Genomic DNA, 16,844 nt, shown 5'->3' with positions numbered 1-16,844 from the left:
GAGTCCATCATGAGCCATTCCTTCCTGCGCGCCGCTGGCACCGCCCTGCTGCCCCTGACGCTGGCCGCCTGCGCCGTGCCAGCACCGCATGCCGATAAGGTGCTGGGGCAATCGCTGACCGACATGAAAAATGCCCAGGTCATCAACCCCGCCGCCGACCGCAATATGGCAACGGCCAGCGGCATGCCCGCCGCCACCGCCAAGCTGGGTTACGACCAGTACATCAAGTCCTTTAAAGCACCCGAGAAAACCAACGGCTTCACCATCGGCCTGGGTAAATAGGAGACTGCCATGCGCCAGCCCGCCCCTTATCGCAAACAGCAACGCGGCGCCATCGCTGTGATGACGGGCTTGCTCATGCTGTTGGTGCTGATCCCGGTGGCAGGGCTGGTGCTCGACCTGGGCCACCTGTACATCGTCAAATCCGAGCTGCAAAACATGGCCGACGCCTCGGCCCTGGCGGCCGCCAAGGATCTGGACAACAGCACGGCGGGCGTCAACAAGGCGGTCGCCACCGGCAAGGCGCTGGCCCTGAAAAACCGCTATGACTTCGGCAGCACCATGACGCTGCAGGACGCCAACTTCCGCTTCGGCCCCACGCCCGACGGTCCGTGGTACACGGTGGCGGATACGCAATCCAACCCGAATGGCCGCAGCTTTGTCGAAGTCGATACCCGCACCGGCGGCAACGGCGGCACGGCCACCAGCATCAATACTTACCTGATGCGCGTAGCGGGCCGCAACACCACCCAGACCTACGGCTCCGCTGTGGCCGGCCGCTACACCAATACCGTAACCCCAATCGGCATCTGCGCCGTCGACCCGACCACCCGCACCGCCAGCTACAACTACGGCACCTTTACCGAACTGGTGGAATACGGCTTCCGCCGCGGCGTCACCTACAACGTTTTTGAACTGGGCTCACTGGGTGGCGCCACCTCCGACCCCTACCAGATCAATCCAATCAACTCGCCACCCGGCGCCTGCAACGCCGGCAACAGCTCCGCCAACGTGACCGCGCCCTTCATGTGCGTCGGCAACAGCGCCGTGCTGCCGACCGGGGTCGGCCAGGTGTACACCAACACCGGCATGACTTCCTCGCTCGACAAGGCGCTTAACTCACGTTTCAACGACTACAGCGGCGGCTCGCAATGCGACCCTGGTTCCGCCCCCCCCGACATCAACGTCAAGGAATACCCATGCAAGGCGGGCGGCTCCGACTGCGTCAATAACAACAGCAACAATATCGCCACCACGCCGCCGATCAACTGGATGGAGACCGGCGCGAACGACCTGCCCAGCCAGATGGGCATCTCGACCGTCACCAGCGGCTCCCTGTCTACGCCACGCTACGCGACGCCAGCCGAAGCTTCGGCCGCGACTTCCGGCGCAAAAATCTGGCCCACGTTATCGGGCGCGGCTGGAGTGCCCCGCCTCCCTGCTGGTTCAGCTCCGTTTGCCAACTATGGCCCGCTCTGGTCCTATGGCCGCCCAGTGCAGAGCAATGGCACCACCTTGATCACGCCAGCCCAGGCGAACAGCACCATCGGTGGCAAAGTCCTGGACACCGACAAGCTGATGTACGGCCAGGTCGGCGCCGGTGTGAATGACTACCTCACCGAGGCGAACTACCCAACCAGCGTCGGCAACGGCTTCAGCATAAGCAACCCGCCATCGCCCTACAACCAGACCGGCGACAGCAACTACTTCCTGTCCCCGGCCGGCCGCCCCGGCGTGGCCGACCGCCGCATCCTGAACATCGTGCTGATCGACTGCCGCACCCCGCCGGTCGGCAGCGGCGCCTGCGGCGTAATGAACGTGGTCGGTATCGGCAAGTTCTTCATGCAGAAAAAAGCCGATTTCAGCGGCTCGCCGAAAAAACTGTTCGTCGAGTTCACCGGCCTGGTGGAGCCGGTCCCTTCGTCCGAAGTCAAACTGTACAAGTGAACGCCATGGCCCATCGTCCAACAACCAAACAATCCGGCGCCGCGCTGATCGAGTTTGCGCTGGTGGCGGTCATCCTGGTGGTGCTGCTGGCCGGGATCTTCGAACTCGGGCGCGCCTTCTGGTTCTACGACGCCCTGAGCAAGGCCACGCGCGACGGCGCGCGCGCCATGAGCGTGGCCAAGGTCGCCACCATCAACTCGGCCGGCGTACCCGCCGCCAAGACCGTGGTCGCCAACGCCGCCATCGCCGCCGGCATGAACACCTTCAACTCCAGCTACGTCACCGTGACCTGCCTGGACACCAGCTACAACGACACCACCTGCACCGACGGCATGACCACCCTGGGCGGCGTGCGGGTCGAGATCACCGGCTACTCGGTCAGCATCGGCCAGACCGTGCCCCTGATCGGCAACGCCGTCCGCGTCATCAATCTGACCCCGCGCACCACCATGCGCCACATGCTGTGAGGCCTGCCATGAAACGCCCACACCTCCCGCCACCACTCGCCCGCCAGCGCGGCGCCGCGATCGTCGAATTCGCGCTGATCAGCATGCTGTTCTTCACCCTGGTGCTGGGCATCGTCGAACTGGGCCGCATGATGTACCTGTATAACACCATGCAGGAAGTGACCCGCCGCGGCGCGCGCGAGGCGGTAATCCGCTGGGTTGACCAGACCGCCGCCATCAAGACCATTGCGCTGTTTGGCGGCACCAGCGTGCCGGCCGCGCCCGAAGTCGGCACCAGCAACATCACCATCAAGTACCTGAACGTGGCCGGCAACGAAGTCACCAATACGCCGCTCGACGCCGGCGACAATATGTCCGCCTGCAACGACGCCCTGCGCGTCAACGATTGCATCTACAGCGTCAGTGTCTCGCTCGACAACGTCACCTTTGTTCCCGTGGTCAGCCTGTTCGGCATGCTCAACATCGCCATGCCGTCCACCAAGGTTGTCATGTATGCCGAGAGTCTCGGCTTTACCAACTGAGTACCGCCATGAAGATCACCGCCATCTCCAGCAACGACAAGCAACTGTTCGAGATTGCCCGCATCTTGCGCGAGCGCAGCCAGTCCGACCAGGTGGATGTACTGCCTGGTCTGCTGGACAAGCTGCCGCGCTTCGAAGGCGCCGGGCCGGACCTGCTGCTGGTGGCGCAGCCGCTACTGAACGGCGAGGACCTGGACCGGCTGGAAACGCTCAGCGTGCAGCACCCGGACATGGCCATCATCCTGGCCTGCCAGCAGCAGACCCCGGACTTCCTGCTGCAAGCCATGCGCGCCGGCGTGCGCGAAGTGATGCCGATGCCGATCGAGGCCAGCGCCCTGCAGTCGGCCGTGCGCCGCATCGACGAAAAGCGCAACTTCAGCGCCCGCTCGCTGGGCAAGGTGCTGGCCTTTATTTCCTGCAAAGGCGGTAGCGGCGCCACCTTCCTGGCCGCCAACCTGGGCTACGCCCTGGCCGCCGCCGAAGGCAAGAAAGTGGCGCTGTTCGACTTCAACCTGCAGTTCGGCGACGCCTCCCTGTTCGTGTCCGACCAGCGCCCGGCCGCCAGCGTGGCCAGCGTGGCGCAGCAGATTCACCGCCTGGACGCCTCGCTGCTGTTCTCCAGCATGGTGCAGGTGACCCCGAATTTCCACGTGCTGGCCGCGCCGGACGACCCGACCCAGGCCAACGACGTGCACCCCGAGCATGTGGACGCCCTGCTGCGCCTGGCGCGCCAGCACTACGACTTCGTGCTGCTCGACATTGGTCGCAGCCTGGACGCCGTCTCGGTGCGCGCGCTGGACCAGGCCGATATGATCTTCCCCATCCTGCAGGCCACGCTGCCGTATATCCGCGACGGCAAGCGCCTGCTGCAAGTGTTCCGCTCGCTTGACTATCGCAAGGACAAAATCCACCTGATCGTCAACCGCCATTCGAACAACGGCGACATCCGCCTGCGCGACTGCGAACAAGCCTATGGCATGGAGATGTTCCGCACCATCCCGAACCACTATGAAGCAGCCGCCGCCTCGGTCAACCAGGGCGTGCCGATCCTGCAGCTGCAGCGCACCAGTCCCATTTCCAAGGCCCTACAGGACCTGGCGCGTACCCTGGCCGGCGAAGGCAGCACCGATTCGCGCGGCTGGCTGTCCCGAATCCTCCAACGTGCCTAGTCCATGGAGCACACCATGCAGATCCCAGCCCACACCCTCCGCAACCGCCTTGGCGCCACGCCGCCCATCAACGGCAACGTCGCCAGCCTGCGCAACACCGAGGCGATCGACAACCGCGCCTACCAGCAGCTCAAGCACCGCATCCACCAGACCCTGCTCGACCGGGTCGACCTGGAGAGCATGCAGCGCCTGACCCAGGACCAGATCCGCGATGAGCTGAAGATCCTGGTCGAGCGCCTGCTGGAAGAGAATATGGTGGTGATCAACGACAGCGAGCGGCGCACGCTGACGCGCGATATCCAATACGAGGTGCTGGGCTTCGGGCCGCTGGAACCATTGCTGGCCGACCCCAATGTGTCGGACATCCTGGTCAACGGCGCGCGCCAGGTGTATGTGGAGCGCAAGGGCTGCCTGGAGCTGACCGCCGTCACCTTCAACGACGACGCCCACCTGATGAAGATCATCGACAAGATCGTGTCGCGCGTGGGCCGCCGCATCGACGAGTCGAGCCCGATGGTCGACGCCCGCCTGCCGGACGGCTCGCGTGTCAACGCCATCATCCCGCCGCTGGCGATTGACGGCCCGGTGCTCTCGATCCGCCGCTTCTCGGCCGATCCGCTGGGCCTGACGGAGCTGATCAGCTTCAATTCGATGACCGAGGCCATGGCCACCATCTTGCAGGCGCTGGGCAAGAGCAAGGTCAATATCCTGATCTCGGGCGGCACCGGCTCCGGCAAGACCACCATGCTGAACGCCATTTCCGGCTATATCAGCCACAGCGAGCGCATCGTCACCATCGAGGACGCGGCCGAACTGCAGCTGCAGCAGCCGCATATCGTGCGCCTGGAAACCCGGCCGCCGAACATCGAAGGCAAGGGCGAGGTCACGCAGCGCGCCCTGGTGCGCAATGCCCTGCGCATGCGCCCCGACCGCATCATCCTGGGCGAGGTGCGCGGCGCCGAGGCGCTCGACATGCTGCAGGCCATGAACACCGGCCACGAAGGCTCGATGGCCACCATCCACGCCAACACCCCGCGCGACGCCCTGACCCGCCTGGAGAACATGATCAGCATGGGCGCCGCCGGCCTGCCGGTGAAAGCCATGCGCCAGCAGATTGCCTCCGCCATCGGCGTGGTGGTGCAGGTGGCGCGCCTGACCGACGGCAAGCGCAAGCTGATGTCGATCCAGGAAATCACCGGCATGGAAGGCGAGATGATCACCATGCAGGAGATCTTCTGCTTCAAGCAGACCAGCGTCGGCACCGACGGTTCGGTGCAGGGCTACTTCAGCGCCACCGGCGTGCGGCCGCGCTTCGGCGAACGCCTGCGCACTTTCGGCGTCACCATGGCCGACGACATCTTCGACCCAACCGTGCAAAAGAGGATGTAAGCCATGGACTACCTCTACTACGCGACCGGCATCCTGGTGTTCGTGGCCGTGGTGCTGCTGATCGAGGGCATGTACCTGACCTGGAATTCGGCCAAGGGCCCGGAAGCCGAGCGCATCGCGCGCCGCCTGCGCATGATGTCGGCCGGCGGCCATGTCAGCGGCGAAAGCCAGTCGATGATCAAGAAGCGCCTGCTGAGCGAATCGCCGGCCTTCCAGCGCCTGCTGCTGCAAATGCCGCGCGTCAGCCAGATCGACCGGCTGCTGGAGCAGTCCGGCGTGACGTGGACCGTGTCCGACCTGATCGTGCTGTCCATGATCTGCCCGGTGTTGGTGGGCGGCCTGGCGCTGTACCTGCGCCTGCCGGTGTTCGCCGTGCTGGGACTGATGGCCTTTTCCATCAGCTTCCCGCTGCTGTGGGTGATGAACGCCAAGAACAAGCGCCTGCAGAAAGTCGACCATCAGCTGCCGGACGCGCTGGACCTGATCGGCCGCGCCCTGCGCGCCGGCCACGCCTTCCCCACCGCGATGAAAATGGTGGGCGACGAAATGAACGACCCGATCGCCGCCGAATTCCGCGCCACCTTCGACGAGGTGAACTTCGGCATCTCGATGCATGACGCGCTGATGAACATGGCCACCCGCGTGCCCAGCACCGACTTGCGCTACTTCGTGATTGCGGTGCTGATCCAGCGCGAGACGGGCGGCAACCTGGCCGAGCTGCTCGACAACATCAGCCGCATCGTGCGCGAGCGCATCAAGCTACTGGGCCAGATCCGGGTACTGTCGGCCGAAGGCAAGATGTCGGCCTGGGTCCTGGGCCTGCTGCCCTTCGCCGCCGGCTTCATGATCCAGGTCACCAACCCCGGCTTCCTGTCGGTGCTGTACACCGACCCCGCCGGCCGCAAGATGGTGGGCACCGCCATCGTCATGATGATCCTGGGCGTGTTCGCCATGCGCAAGATCATCCGCATTCGCGTGTAACCGGAGAGCGTCATGACCCTCATCCAAATGGCCTTCCTGGCCCTGGTCTTCGTGCTGGTGTTCGGCTCCGCCTACCTGGTGATGGCGCGCTTCACCGCCGACCCGGTGCAGGGCCGCCTGCAACAGGTGACCGAGCGGCCCGCCGCCGGGCGCCGCCGCGAACGCATCAGCCCCAACCTGCTGGCGCGCCTGGCCGCCTGGCTGGCGCCCATCGCCAAGCTGTCGGGTGCCGAAAACGAAGAATGGGAAAAATCCGCGCTGCGCACGCGCTTCATGAATGCCGGCTTGCGCCACTCCTCGATGGGCGTACTGTACTTCGCCGCCAAGACCACGCTGGCCATCGTGCTGCCGCTCTCGCTGTACGCCGTGCTGGTGCTGATGAACTCGCGCCAGAGCGGCAACAACCTGATGTTCTACCTGCTGCTGGCGGCAGGCGCCGGCTACTACCTGCCCAACTACTTGCTGCGCTGGGCCATCAACCGCCGCCAGCTGGAGATCTTCGAATCCTTCCCGGATGCGTTGGACTTGATGACGGTATGCGTGGAAGCCGGCCTGGCCATGGACGCGGCCCTGCTGCGCGTGGCCGACGAAATCGGCATCAAGAGCCCGATTCTGGCCGATGAACTGAACCTGGTGACGTTGGAACTGCGCGCCGGCCTGGCCAAGGAGCGCGCCTTGCGCAACCTGGCGCTGCGCACCGGGGTGGAGGATGTGGACGCGCTGGTGGCCATGCTGATCCAGGCCGAGCGCTTCGGCACCAGCATCGCCGACTCGCTGCGCGTGCAGTCCGACCAACTGCGCACGCGCCGCCGCCAGCGCGCCGAGGAAGCCGCCGCCAAGATTTCGCTGAAACTGCTATTCCCTTTGATCTTCTTCATCTTCCCATCGCTGCTGGTGGTGCTGATGGGGCCCGCTTTCATTTCCATCTATCGCGTGCTGCTGCCAACCATGGCCGGCAACGGCTAAGAAAGGATTCGCCATGATCAAGCTCAAGCCAATCGCCCTGGCCCTAATCGGCTGCGGCCTGCTGCAAGGATGCCATGCGCCCAACGCGCAGCGGCCGCTGGCCGTGTCATCGGTGGTGCGCGGCGACCTGCCCGGCAACCAGGCCGCCAGCTGGAACCGCCTGGCGCGCTTCCATCACGAGCGCGGGCAACTGGCACTGGCGCTCGGCGCCTACGCCCAATCACTGGCACTGGACGCGCGCCAGCTCGAAGCACGCAATGCGGTAGCGGTGATCGAAGCGCAGCAAGGCAACCTGGAATCGGCCCGGCGCGCGCTGGTGGCGCTGGTCAACGACTATCCCGCGGAAGCCCAGCCCCATACCAACCTTGGCTACGTGCAGCACCTGATGGGCGACCACGCCGGCGCAGCGCAAACCCTGCGCCGCGCCATGGCGCTGGGCGCCGGCCCGAAAGCCTTCCAGAACCTGCAACTGGCCGAAGCCTCCCAGCGCGGCAACCCCCTGCCCGCCGCCGATGAACCGCAAATCGCCGCCGCAGCGCCTGGCGCCAGCGCCCCCAGCGTGCTGGCCCCGCCCACGCCGGCCATAGCCGCCGCGGTTGCCGCAGCCGCGCCAGGCAGCGCCGCAGCGCGCGCGCCGATCCTCCTGCCGCCACCGGCATCCGCCAACACAACGGCGACAGCGCCAGCTGCCGCCCCTGCCCCGGCCGCGCAAACCGCCGCCCCGGCCGCCGTCGCGCCAGCCATGGCCACGGCTGCGCCGGCGGCGGATGCGCGGACCACGGCCGCCGCCCTGACGATCCTGCCCAACTCCGCCCGCGAGATTGGCAGCCACATGGAGCTGGTCAAAGTCGCCAGCAACGTCTACGAACTGAAGACCCGCGTCGCCAGCGAAGCGGCGCCCGCACCCGCAGCCCCCGCCCGCATCGTTGCCGCCCCCAAGCCCGCCGCACAAGCCGTGCCGCAGGAAGCCAAGCTGCGCATGGCCCGCCTGGAAGTCGCCAACGGCAACGGCGTCACCGGCATGGCGCGCCGCTTCCGCCACCTCCTGGGTGCCATGGGCATCCCGGTCGACCGCCTGAGCAACGACAAACCCTATAAGCAGGTATCGACCACCATCCAATACAGCCCGGGTTTCGAAAAACAGGCCGCCAGCCTGCAAAAGGCGCTGCAAGGCAAAGCCCAGCTCACCAGCAAGCAGCTCAGCGCCGCCGACGTGCGCCTGGTGCTGGGTAAGGACGCCAGCCAAAGCCTGGCCGCCGCCACCGAAGCCGCCGGCCTGTCGCTGGTCGCCATGCACGACGACGACGGCAACTGAAACCGCGATACCCGATTCAATTTCTATAAGAGGTCGCCCATGTTGACGCAATTGAGGTTGAACAGCTTAGTGAACTTCCTGGTGGCCTGCCTGCTGGCTGGCTTATTGGCAGCCTGCGGCGGCGGCGGCAGCGTGAATGACGGCTGCGTCAACGTCGACCCGTCGCGCCCGAGCATCCTGCCCGGCTGCGGCACCAGCACCAACCCGGGAACCGGCACATCCACCAATGGCACCATCACCCTCGCCCTGGTCGACAGCGCTGGCGCACCGCTGCTCAACCTGATGCCCGACTCGCCCGGCATCGTGAAGGTCGTGCTGAAGGACGCCCGCTCCGTCGTCGTGGCGGATGCCGTGGTCTCTTTCACCACCACCGACAACACCGCAGTCCTTTCGCCCTCCAGCGGCACCGCCCTGACCGACGCCAGCGGGAATGCGAGCATCAAGCTCGCGCCGGGCACCCAGGCAGGCGCCTTCACGCTGACGGCCACGGCAACGGTCGCCGGCGCCGCCCTCAAGGCCACCAAGACTTACACCGTCAGCTTCCCGGCCCTGACCCTGAGCGACATGGTGATTACGCCGAGCACCCTCTCCGCCGGCGGCAATGCCAGCGTGACGATCTCGGTCAAAAGTGGCACTGCCAACTACACCCAGCCAGTATCCGTGGCATTCACCTCCGCCTGCGTAGCGACAGGTAAAGCCACCCTTGGCACCCCCGTCGTCACGCAGAACGGCACAGCCATTGCGAGCTACACCGACAAAGGCTGCGGCACCACCGACACCCTGACGGCCACCGTCGTGGTGCCCAATGCCACGCTGACCAAATCCGGCACCATCAACGTGCTGCCAGCGATTGCCGGTTCGATCAAATTCCTCAGCGTCGACACCACCAATATCGCCCTGAAGGGAACCGGCGGACTGGGGCGGCCGGAACATGCCACCCTGACCTACCAGGTGTTCGACAAGAACGGCAGCCCAGTCGCCGGCAAACTGGTAACGTTCCAGTTTGCTGATACCGGCACCACCACCGCCACCGGCGGGCTGGCGCTCAACCCAGTCTCCGCCACCACGGGCGCCGACGGCACGGTCACCACCTCGGTCGCCGGCGGGACCATCCCGACCTCGATCCGGGTCACTGCAACGGTCGACGGTTCTTCGCCAGTCCTGACCACCGTTTCGAGCCACCTGGTCGTCTCCAGCGGCGTGCCCGACATCGCCCACCTCACGATGGGCATCACTATCGGCAACTGCGAAGGCTGGGACTACAACCAGGAATGCGGCATGATTGAAGTGCTGGCCGGCGACCATTTCAGCAACCTGGTACCGGACGGCACCGTGGTCAACTTCAGCACCGAGGGCGGCGTGATCGAAGACTCCTGCAAAACCGTGAAAGGACGATGCCAGGTCAGCCTGTTCGCCGCCAATCCACGTCCAGCGAACGGCCAATTGACCGTGCTGGCCTACATGACCGGTGAAGAATCGTTCACAGACTCGAACGGCAACAACGTCTACGATGCCGGCGAACCCTTCACCGACCTGCGCCCAGACGCCTTCCGCGATGACAATGAAGACGGCAGCTGGTCGCCCGGCGAGCCGTGCATCTCCAGCCTGCCCAACTCCACTTGCAGCGCCAGCGGTGACGGCGTCTACAACGGCGTGCTGCGCGTGCCACAGGTGAAGAGCGCACAGGTGCAGTACATTTCCAAGCAGTTCGTCGCCCAGTTCTCCACCAGCAAAGCCAATATCACGTTCGGTTCGGGCGCGATTACCTGCTCCAACGGCGGCACGACGGATGTGCAGGTTACCGTGGCCGACTTGAACGGCAACTGGATGCCGTTCAATACCGTGATTTCCTTCAGCACCTTGTTCGGCACCGTGTCGACGACCGTCATACCGGCGTCCACCAAAGTACCCAACGTCGTGCTGGGAGTCGGCGAAGCGGTGAACCTGAAAACCTACACCGCCACCATCGCCTGCCCAACCCCGGCGGGAACCGGGCAATTCATCGTCAAGGTCACTTCCCCGCTTGGCGAGGAAACCATCGCCAAGAAGCAGATTAACTAATCCCTCCCCAGCCCGAGCTGCAGGTGGCACCGGATCTCCGGCGCCTGCAGCTCGGCGCCATGCTTGCTCAACGTTGAAGTACGCCCCGGCCCCGCCCCTGCAGCCCCTTACAATTGTTGCCTTGTGGTAAAGTTTGCAACGGCACCAAGCGTTTGTGCAGGCCCTCGACGTCAGCGTCTGGCTTGACGGCGGAATTTTGATACGACGAATACATTGAGGAAGATGGAATGAAATTGGACGAGCACGCGCCGCGACTCGGATCGCAGGATACGGGAACAGCTTCAGGAGCCGCTCCGTCGCACGACATCTCGACTGAAATCGTCCTCGACATACTCGGCCGGTATCAGGTGAATCTCGATACTAATAGTTTTCCGGCGACCCTTTATGCCGAGTCGCTGATCTATATGCTCTACTGGTTCCATCGCTTGCGTGACCCGATTCGCAAGAATGGCATCGAAAATTACATTGCGAGTTATTTGAACATTGACCCGCGATCGGAGGTGATCGCTGCACTGCTATCCGATCAAGAACTCAAGATGCGAGCGAAGGACCGAATTGAACAAGGCACCCTTGTTCGCAGGACCGTCGACGTACTGGTGATGCGCGAAAGCCCGAGCGGGAAGGAATTTCTAGTCCTGGACCGGGCCTTTTTCCCCGCAGGTATAGCACTGCCAGGCGGTTTGCTCCAGGAAGAGGACGAGCTGAACGATGTCGGAATTCCAGGCGACATTTTAGCTGCGCTACGGATTACCGCATCCAAGGTGCTGCGCGCTGCAGCCATCCAGTATGGAATCTCGGAACGGAACGGACGGAAATACTATTTTTCCGCGACCGAGGCAGGCAAGGAAGCCCGAGTCTACATGGACAGGACCATATCGCACGGGTTCCGCGATCACCTCAGACACATTACCGCCCCGTCGGACCCGCGCCACATCGTCGATACCATAGGCTTCCTCGTCGAGATATCGGATACGGACGGGGTCCAGGGCCGATGGGTCGCAGAGAGCCTGGTTACCACGCCCGACACGAGAACCGGCATATTCGCTTTCAGACATCACAAGCAGATTGTTGCCGCGCTCCTCGCAAAGAACTTCACGAAGACCGAAGGCGTTTCTCATCACGAATGGATTCGTAAAACGGTAGCGAGTCCGTTGGACGTGTATCGCGATATCAGGGCGCGCTTTAGCCAGAATAATGACAAGCCGGACACACCGATCATAGAGTTATTGCCGGTCATCGAGTATGTCCGCAGCCAGTTGAATTCGCCAATGGTCGAAGAAAGTTGCCGCAACAATGCGGCACTGGGAATCATGCGAGACCAAGTGCTTCACAAGCTTCATCATGTCACGATCGAGAATGGACCGATGTGTCCGTACGCACCAACATTGCGCATACTGTTCGAAGCTGTCGGCTTCTTCGACGTGGTATGGCGTGCCAAAAAGAACTTGAGCACCCACTTTCAGAAGAATTACTGGTACCGCTACGAAAGCCTGATGAGCCGAATCCCGGAAGCCATCATCATTCCGACATTCGATAACATTTCTGCGACGGACCTCATGAAGGTCAGGGGCACCGCCATCTATTTCGTGGGAGTGTCGACCGAACCCGTGTACGTGGATGAGTTCTGGCAATCGCCGCTTGAGTTTCTCATCCATGACCTGAACCATGCATGGAAGATGCTCGATATGGATGACAGATTCTTGCAATCACATCCGGACATGAACAGGGACAAACTCATGGAGGCGTCCTGTAGTTTCATTCGCGACTATCTGGCGACGATCGCAGTTCAAAAATCCGATACGGAGCTGAAGAAGGAAATCAAGAAACTCAAGAAGATCCTCCTGTTCGAAGTCGGCCACGAAGATGGGCGACCGCTACTGCCAGGCATCATCGCCGAGACGCTCTTGGAAGCTGAGGGATACGAGTTTCCAGACAATGTGGTTCGCTACGATGCCTGCGAAAGCCAGGCATATTTGGAGAGACGCATCATAGGTGGAATTACTGCGCTTTCCTATGTTCGACACAAATTGCAACACGGTTTCTTCGACCAGACCGACTCGCAGAATATCCAGATCGTCAGCCCAAAATTTCGGACGGTAGAATGGATCGTGGCAGCGGCTGTTGAATTGCTGAGGGAGATGCATGCTGTGATTCCTCCCGAAATTCAGGCAGAGGGCCTGACTGAGTACCTGATGCGGCAAGCCTGCTCAAGGGGCCCAGCAATCCTGCATGCGCCCGAAAACCTGGATCCGGTGATTGAGAACTACGGCGATGGCACAATACTCGACAGCAGCACGGAAGTCGCCATGCCCTGACAACCTGGCATCAAACCGCGAATGGAGATCTAAAAAAGATGAACTTGAGCATGCTCGGCCTTAACACCACTATCTCGCTTACCCTCCTCGCCTTCGCCGCTGATCCGGCGGCGGCGAACACGCCGGCCAATGCATCCGCGATTGGTAACCTGCCTTTTGAGGTTAAACCGCTCAGCACATTCAAGAGTCCTTGGGCCATGGCATTCCTGCCCAACGGCCACCTGCTGGTTACCGAAAAAGAAGGGGCGTTGATTCTGTTCGATCCCGCAACCGGTACCAAGCGCACAGTGTCCGGCACACCTGCCGTGAGCAGCAAGGGCCAGGGCGCGCTGATGGACATCGTCTCAGCTCCCAATTTCGCGGCCAGCAAGCTGATTTACTTCAGCTACTCCGAGGCCGGTTCCGGTGCCAGCAGCCGGGTCGTACTCGCCACCGCGATACTGGATCAGGCAAGCGGCTCGCTCAAGGAGACGAAGACGATTTTCCGTGGCCAGGACGCACCGACGGCCGGACACTATTCGGGCCGCATCGCCTTCTCGCCGGATGGAAAGTATCTCTTCTTCACAAGTGGCGACCGCCAGCTTCTCGATCCGGCGCAGGATCCCAAGTCGACACTCGGCAAAGTGCTGCGCCTAAACCTCGACGGCACGCCGGCCGACGGCAATCCGCTGGCGGCCAAGGGCTTCCATGCAGCGGTCTGGTCGTATGGCCACCGCAACCTGTTGGGCATCGCGTTCGACAAGCAAGGGCGTTTGTGGGAAATGGAGATGGGGCCGCGCCATGGCGACGAGATCAACCTGATCAAGCCAGGCCTTAACTATGGCTGGCCGAAGGCGTCGAATGGCAGCCACTATGACGGCCGGGACATTCCCGACCATGCGCCAGGCGACGGTTTCGAGGCCCCGAAAGTGTTTTGGACTCCGGCCATTTCGCCTGGCGGCCTCGCCTACTACGATGCCGATCGGTTCCCGAAGTGGAAGAACTCCCTCTTCATCACGGGTCTATCGGGCAAGTCGCTGGACCGCATCGCCCTCAACGGCGAGAATGCGACCAAGGAGGACCACTGGGACATGGGCGAACGAATCCGCGCCGTGCGCACCGGGCCGGATGGGGCGCTATGGGTACTGGAAGACGGTCCCGGCGGTCGGCTGCTCATGCTCACACCTAAGCGCTAGGCAGTTCCTACCCCAGTTCACGCTGCAGGAAGCGCCAAATCTCCGGCGCCTGCAGCGCGGCGATATTTAATCGCATGTAGCTGGAAGGCAGCTGGCTGGGCGAGAACAGGCTGCCCGGCGCCAGCAGCAAGCCTTGCGCCATGGCCTTCTCGGTCAGCACATTGGTATCGCGCCCCGCATCCACCCACACGAACATGCCCGCTGGCGGCGCGCTGGCGATGCGCATGCCGGTTTTTTCCAGCTGCCGCACGGTGCGTGAACGCAGGCTATCGAGCCGTGCGCGCATGCGCTCGGTGTGCTTGCGGTAGCTGCCTTCCGACAGCACCTTGTGCACGACACGCTCGCCGATATCGCTGGTGGTCAGCGTCTGCAGCATTTTGCGGTCGGCCAGGCGGAGCGCCATTTCCTCCGAGGTGGCGATAAAGCCGACGCGCAGGTTGGCGGCCATGGTCTTGGAAAAACCTCCCAGGTAGATCACCCGTTTCAGCTGGTCCAGCGCCGCCATGCGCGTGGCCGGCTGCACGCTACTGCCGGGGTGCAGGTCGCAGTAGATATCGTCCTCCACAATGGTGATGTCGTGTTCCTCCGCGATGCGCAGGATCTGGAACGCCTTGGCGGCCGATAGCGAAGTCGAACTGGGGTTGTGCAGCACCGAGTTGATCACGTACAGCTTGGGCTTGTGGATCGCCGCCAGCTCGGCCAACTGCGCGATATCCGGCCCGTCGGCCAGACGCGGGATGCCGATCACCCGCGCGCCCAGCGCGGCGAAGGAGCCGAACATGAGGAACCAGGCCGGATCGTCCACAAACACCGTATCGCCGGGGCGGGTGAACTCGCGCGCCACCATGTCCAGCGCCTGCGTTACGCCGGCGGTGGTGACGATCTGCTCCGGCGTGGCGCCGATTTCCAGTTCGGCCAGCTTATGCTGCAGGTGCTGGCGCAGCGGCAGGTAACCCTGCGGTACGCCGTAATTCAGCAGGATGCTGCTGTGCTGGCGGCTGATCGCACGCAAGGCGTTGCCGATTGCCACGCCATCCAGCCAGTCCGCCGGCAGCACGCCTGTACCGGGCATGTACTGGTGCGGCGCCGCGCGGAACATATTCCGCACCAGCCACACGACGTCCAGCGAGTGGGTGTTATCGGGCGGCGCCAGGGCCGCCACCGGCTGCGGCGCCTGCAGCGGCGCGCGGTCGCGGATGAAGAAGCCGGCCCCGCGCCGCGACTCAAGATAGCCGCGCGCCACCAGTTTGTCGTAGGCGCCGACCACGGTGAAGGGCGACACGCTATGGCTGCTGGCGAACTGGCGGATGGACGGCATGCGCGTGCCGGCGCGCAGCACACGGTCATCGATACGGGCGGCGACGCTGCGCACGATCTGGTCGCTGAGCGACTCCCCGCCTTCGCGGGACAGGAGGATTGTATTGGTCATATCACCATCACAGTGCGTGAAATTATCCTTGCAAGTGTATTGGTACTGTACTGGTTAATTATTCTACGATACACCCATCCCCCACCAATTACCAGTGAGACCGTTATGACCCTGCTGCCATCCCGCTCCGACCTCGACGCCGCTGCCGCCATCGTGTACGGCGCCATGCCTGCCACCCCGCAGTTTTCCTGGCCGCTGCTGAACGAGGCGCTGGGAACGGAAGCGTGGGTCAAGCACGAGAACCATACGGCGACCGGCGCCTTCAAGGTGCGCGGTGGGCTGGTGTACCTGGACGGGCTGGCGCGGCGCGAGCCGGGCGTGAGCGGCATCATCTCCGCCACGCGCGGCAACCATGGCCAGTCGCTGGCCTTTGCCGCGCGCCGCCATGGCGTGCGGGCGACCATCGTGGTCCCGCATGGGAACAGCGCCGAGAAGAACGCCGCCATGCGCAGCCTGGGCGCGCAACTGCTCGAGTACGGCGACGACTTCCAGGCCAGCCGCGAATACGCACTGTCGCTGGCGCGCAAGCAGGGGCTGCATATGGTGCCGTCCTGCCATCCGGACCTGGTGGCGGGCGTGGCGAGCTATTGGATGGAGCTGTTCCATGCGCAGCCGGAGCTGGACACGGTGTTCGTGCCGATCGGCCAGGGTTCTGGCTTTTGCGCGGCGGTGGCGGCGCGCGAGGCGCTGGGCTTGCGTACCCGCGTGATCGGCGTGGTGTCGTCGCATGCGACTGCTTATATGGATTCGTTCCGCAGCGGGGAGCTGCAGGAGGCGCCGGCGACCACCGACCTGGCCGATGGTATGGCTTGCCGCACGCCGGACGCGGGGTCGCTGGAAGTGGTGCGGCGCTATGCGGATGATGTGGTGGCGGTCAGTGATGAGGAGGTGGCGCGGGCGATTCGGCTTTATTACCGGGCGACGCACAACCTGGCGGAAGGCGCGGGGGCGGCGGCATTGGCGGCGGCCACGCGCATGAAGCATGATCCGCGCGTGGCGGGGTGCAAGGTAGGCTTGCCGCTGACTGGTGCGAATGTGGATGCGGAGAAGATTATGCGGGTTCTGTCGGAGGTGCTGCCATGACGCCCTATTCGCATGATGGAGATGGC

Annotated in this window: 14 protein-coding genes; 13 read left to right on the top strand and 1 reads right to left on the bottom strand. The window is 63.6% G+C overall.

The genetic code is table 11. The features are described from left to right. Window positions 1–9: 9 nt before the first annotated feature. The 12 genes from GTP41_RS13230 (at window position 10) to GTP41_RS13175 (ending at window position 14,306) form a co-directional block, all read left to right on the top strand. On the top strand, window positions 10–282 hold the full coding sequence (locus GTP41_RS13230; RefSeq protein WP_161026047.1) for a hypothetical protein: 273 nt from the start codon (window positions 10–12) through the stop codon (window positions 280–282). 9 nt (window positions 283–291) lie between these two features. After that, complete coding sequence (locus tag GTP41_RS13225; RefSeq protein WP_161026046.1) at window positions 292–1,947, top strand: pilus assembly protein TadG-related protein; 1,656 nt, start codon at window positions 292–294, stop codon at window positions 1,945–1,947. Window positions 1,948–1,952: 5 nt separating this feature from the next. After that, on the top strand, window positions 1,953–2,414 hold the full coding sequence (locus GTP41_RS13220) for a TadE/TadG family type IV pilus assembly protein (RefSeq protein ID WP_161026045.1): 462 nt from the start codon (window positions 1,953–1,955) through the stop codon (window positions 2,412–2,414). Window positions 2,415–2,422: 8 nt separating this feature from the next. Next, window positions 2,423–2,935 carry a TadE/TadG family type IV pilus assembly protein gene (locus GTP41_RS13215; protein WP_161026044.1) on the top strand — a complete coding sequence of 171 codons (513 nt, stop codon included), beginning with the start codon at window positions 2,423–2,425 and terminating at the stop codon, window positions 2,933–2,935. 8 nt (window positions 2,936–2,943) lie between these two features. Further along, on the top strand, window positions 2,944–4,104 hold the full coding sequence (locus GTP41_RS13210; RefSeq protein ID WP_161026043.1) for a CpaE/TadZ family protein: 1,161 nt from the start codon (window positions 2,944–2,946) through the stop codon (window positions 4,102–4,104). 15 nt (window positions 4,105–4,119) lie between these two features. After that, window positions 4,120–5,493: a TadA family conjugal transfer-associated ATPase gene (locus tag GTP41_RS13205; RefSeq protein ID WP_161026042.1), complete on the top strand. Its 1,374-nt coding sequence runs from the start codon at window positions 4,120–4,122 to the stop codon at window positions 5,491–5,493. Window positions 5,494–5,496: 3 nt separating this feature from the next. Further along, window positions 5,497–6,474, top strand: coding sequence for a type II secretion system F family protein (locus GTP41_RS13200; protein WP_161026041.1), 978 nt, complete (start codon window positions 5,497–5,499; stop codon window positions 6,472–6,474). Between the two features lie 12 nt (window positions 6,475–6,486). After that, on the top strand, window positions 6,487–7,440 hold the full coding sequence (locus GTP41_RS13195) for a type II secretion system F family protein (RefSeq protein WP_161026040.1): 954 nt from the start codon (window positions 6,487–6,489) through the stop codon (window positions 7,438–7,440). A gap of 13 nt (window positions 7,441–7,453) precedes the next feature. Beyond that, on the top strand, window positions 7,454–8,755 hold the full coding sequence (locus GTP41_RS13190; RefSeq protein ID WP_161026039.1) for a LytR C-terminal domain-containing protein: 1,302 nt from the start codon (window positions 7,454–7,456) through the stop codon (window positions 8,753–8,755). Between the two features lie 57 nt (window positions 8,756–8,812). Next, window positions 8,813–10,816, top strand: coding sequence for a hypothetical protein (locus tag GTP41_RS13185; RefSeq protein ID WP_161026038.1), 2,004 nt, complete (start codon window positions 8,813–8,815; stop codon window positions 10,814–10,816). A gap of 227 nt (window positions 10,817–11,043) precedes the next feature. Further along, window positions 11,044–13,131 carry a hypothetical protein gene (locus tag GTP41_RS13180; RefSeq protein WP_161026037.1) on the top strand — a complete coding sequence of 696 codons (2,088 nt, stop codon included), beginning with the start codon at window positions 11,044–11,046 and terminating at the stop codon, window positions 13,129–13,131. Between the two features lie 38 nt (window positions 13,132–13,169). Then, a complete protein-coding gene (locus tag GTP41_RS13175) occupies window positions 13,170–14,306 on the top strand; it encodes a PQQ-dependent sugar dehydrogenase (RefSeq protein WP_161026036.1) in 1,137 nt (378 codons plus the stop codon). Between the two features lie 7 nt (window positions 14,307–14,313). Here the strand turns inward: GTP41_RS13175 and GTP41_RS13170 are convergent, their stop codons facing one another. After that, window positions 14,314–15,735 carry an aminotransferase-like domain-containing protein gene (locus GTP41_RS13170; RefSeq protein ID WP_161026035.1) on the bottom strand — a complete coding sequence of 474 codons (1,422 nt, stop codon included), beginning with the start codon at window positions 15,733–15,735 and terminating at the stop codon, window positions 14,314–14,316. Between the two features lie 105 nt (window positions 15,736–15,840). On the opposite strand from GTP41_RS13170, the gene GTP41_RS13165 reads away from it, so the two are divergent. Continuing rightward, on the top strand, window positions 15,841–16,818 hold the full coding sequence (locus GTP41_RS13165) for a threonine dehydratase (RefSeq protein WP_161026034.1): 978 nt from the start codon (window positions 15,841–15,843) through the stop codon (window positions 16,816–16,818). The last annotated feature ends 26 nt before the right edge of the window (window positions 16,819–16,844 follow it).

Origin of the sequence: Pseudoduganella guangdongensis (assembly GCF_009857475.1) — a bacterium.
GTDB lineage: Bacteria > Pseudomonadota > Gammaproteobacteria > Burkholderiales > Burkholderiaceae_D > Rugamonas > Rugamonas guangdongensis.
Note: the sequence above shows the minus strand (reverse complement) of the source record. Positions and strands in the feature narration are given on the sequence as shown.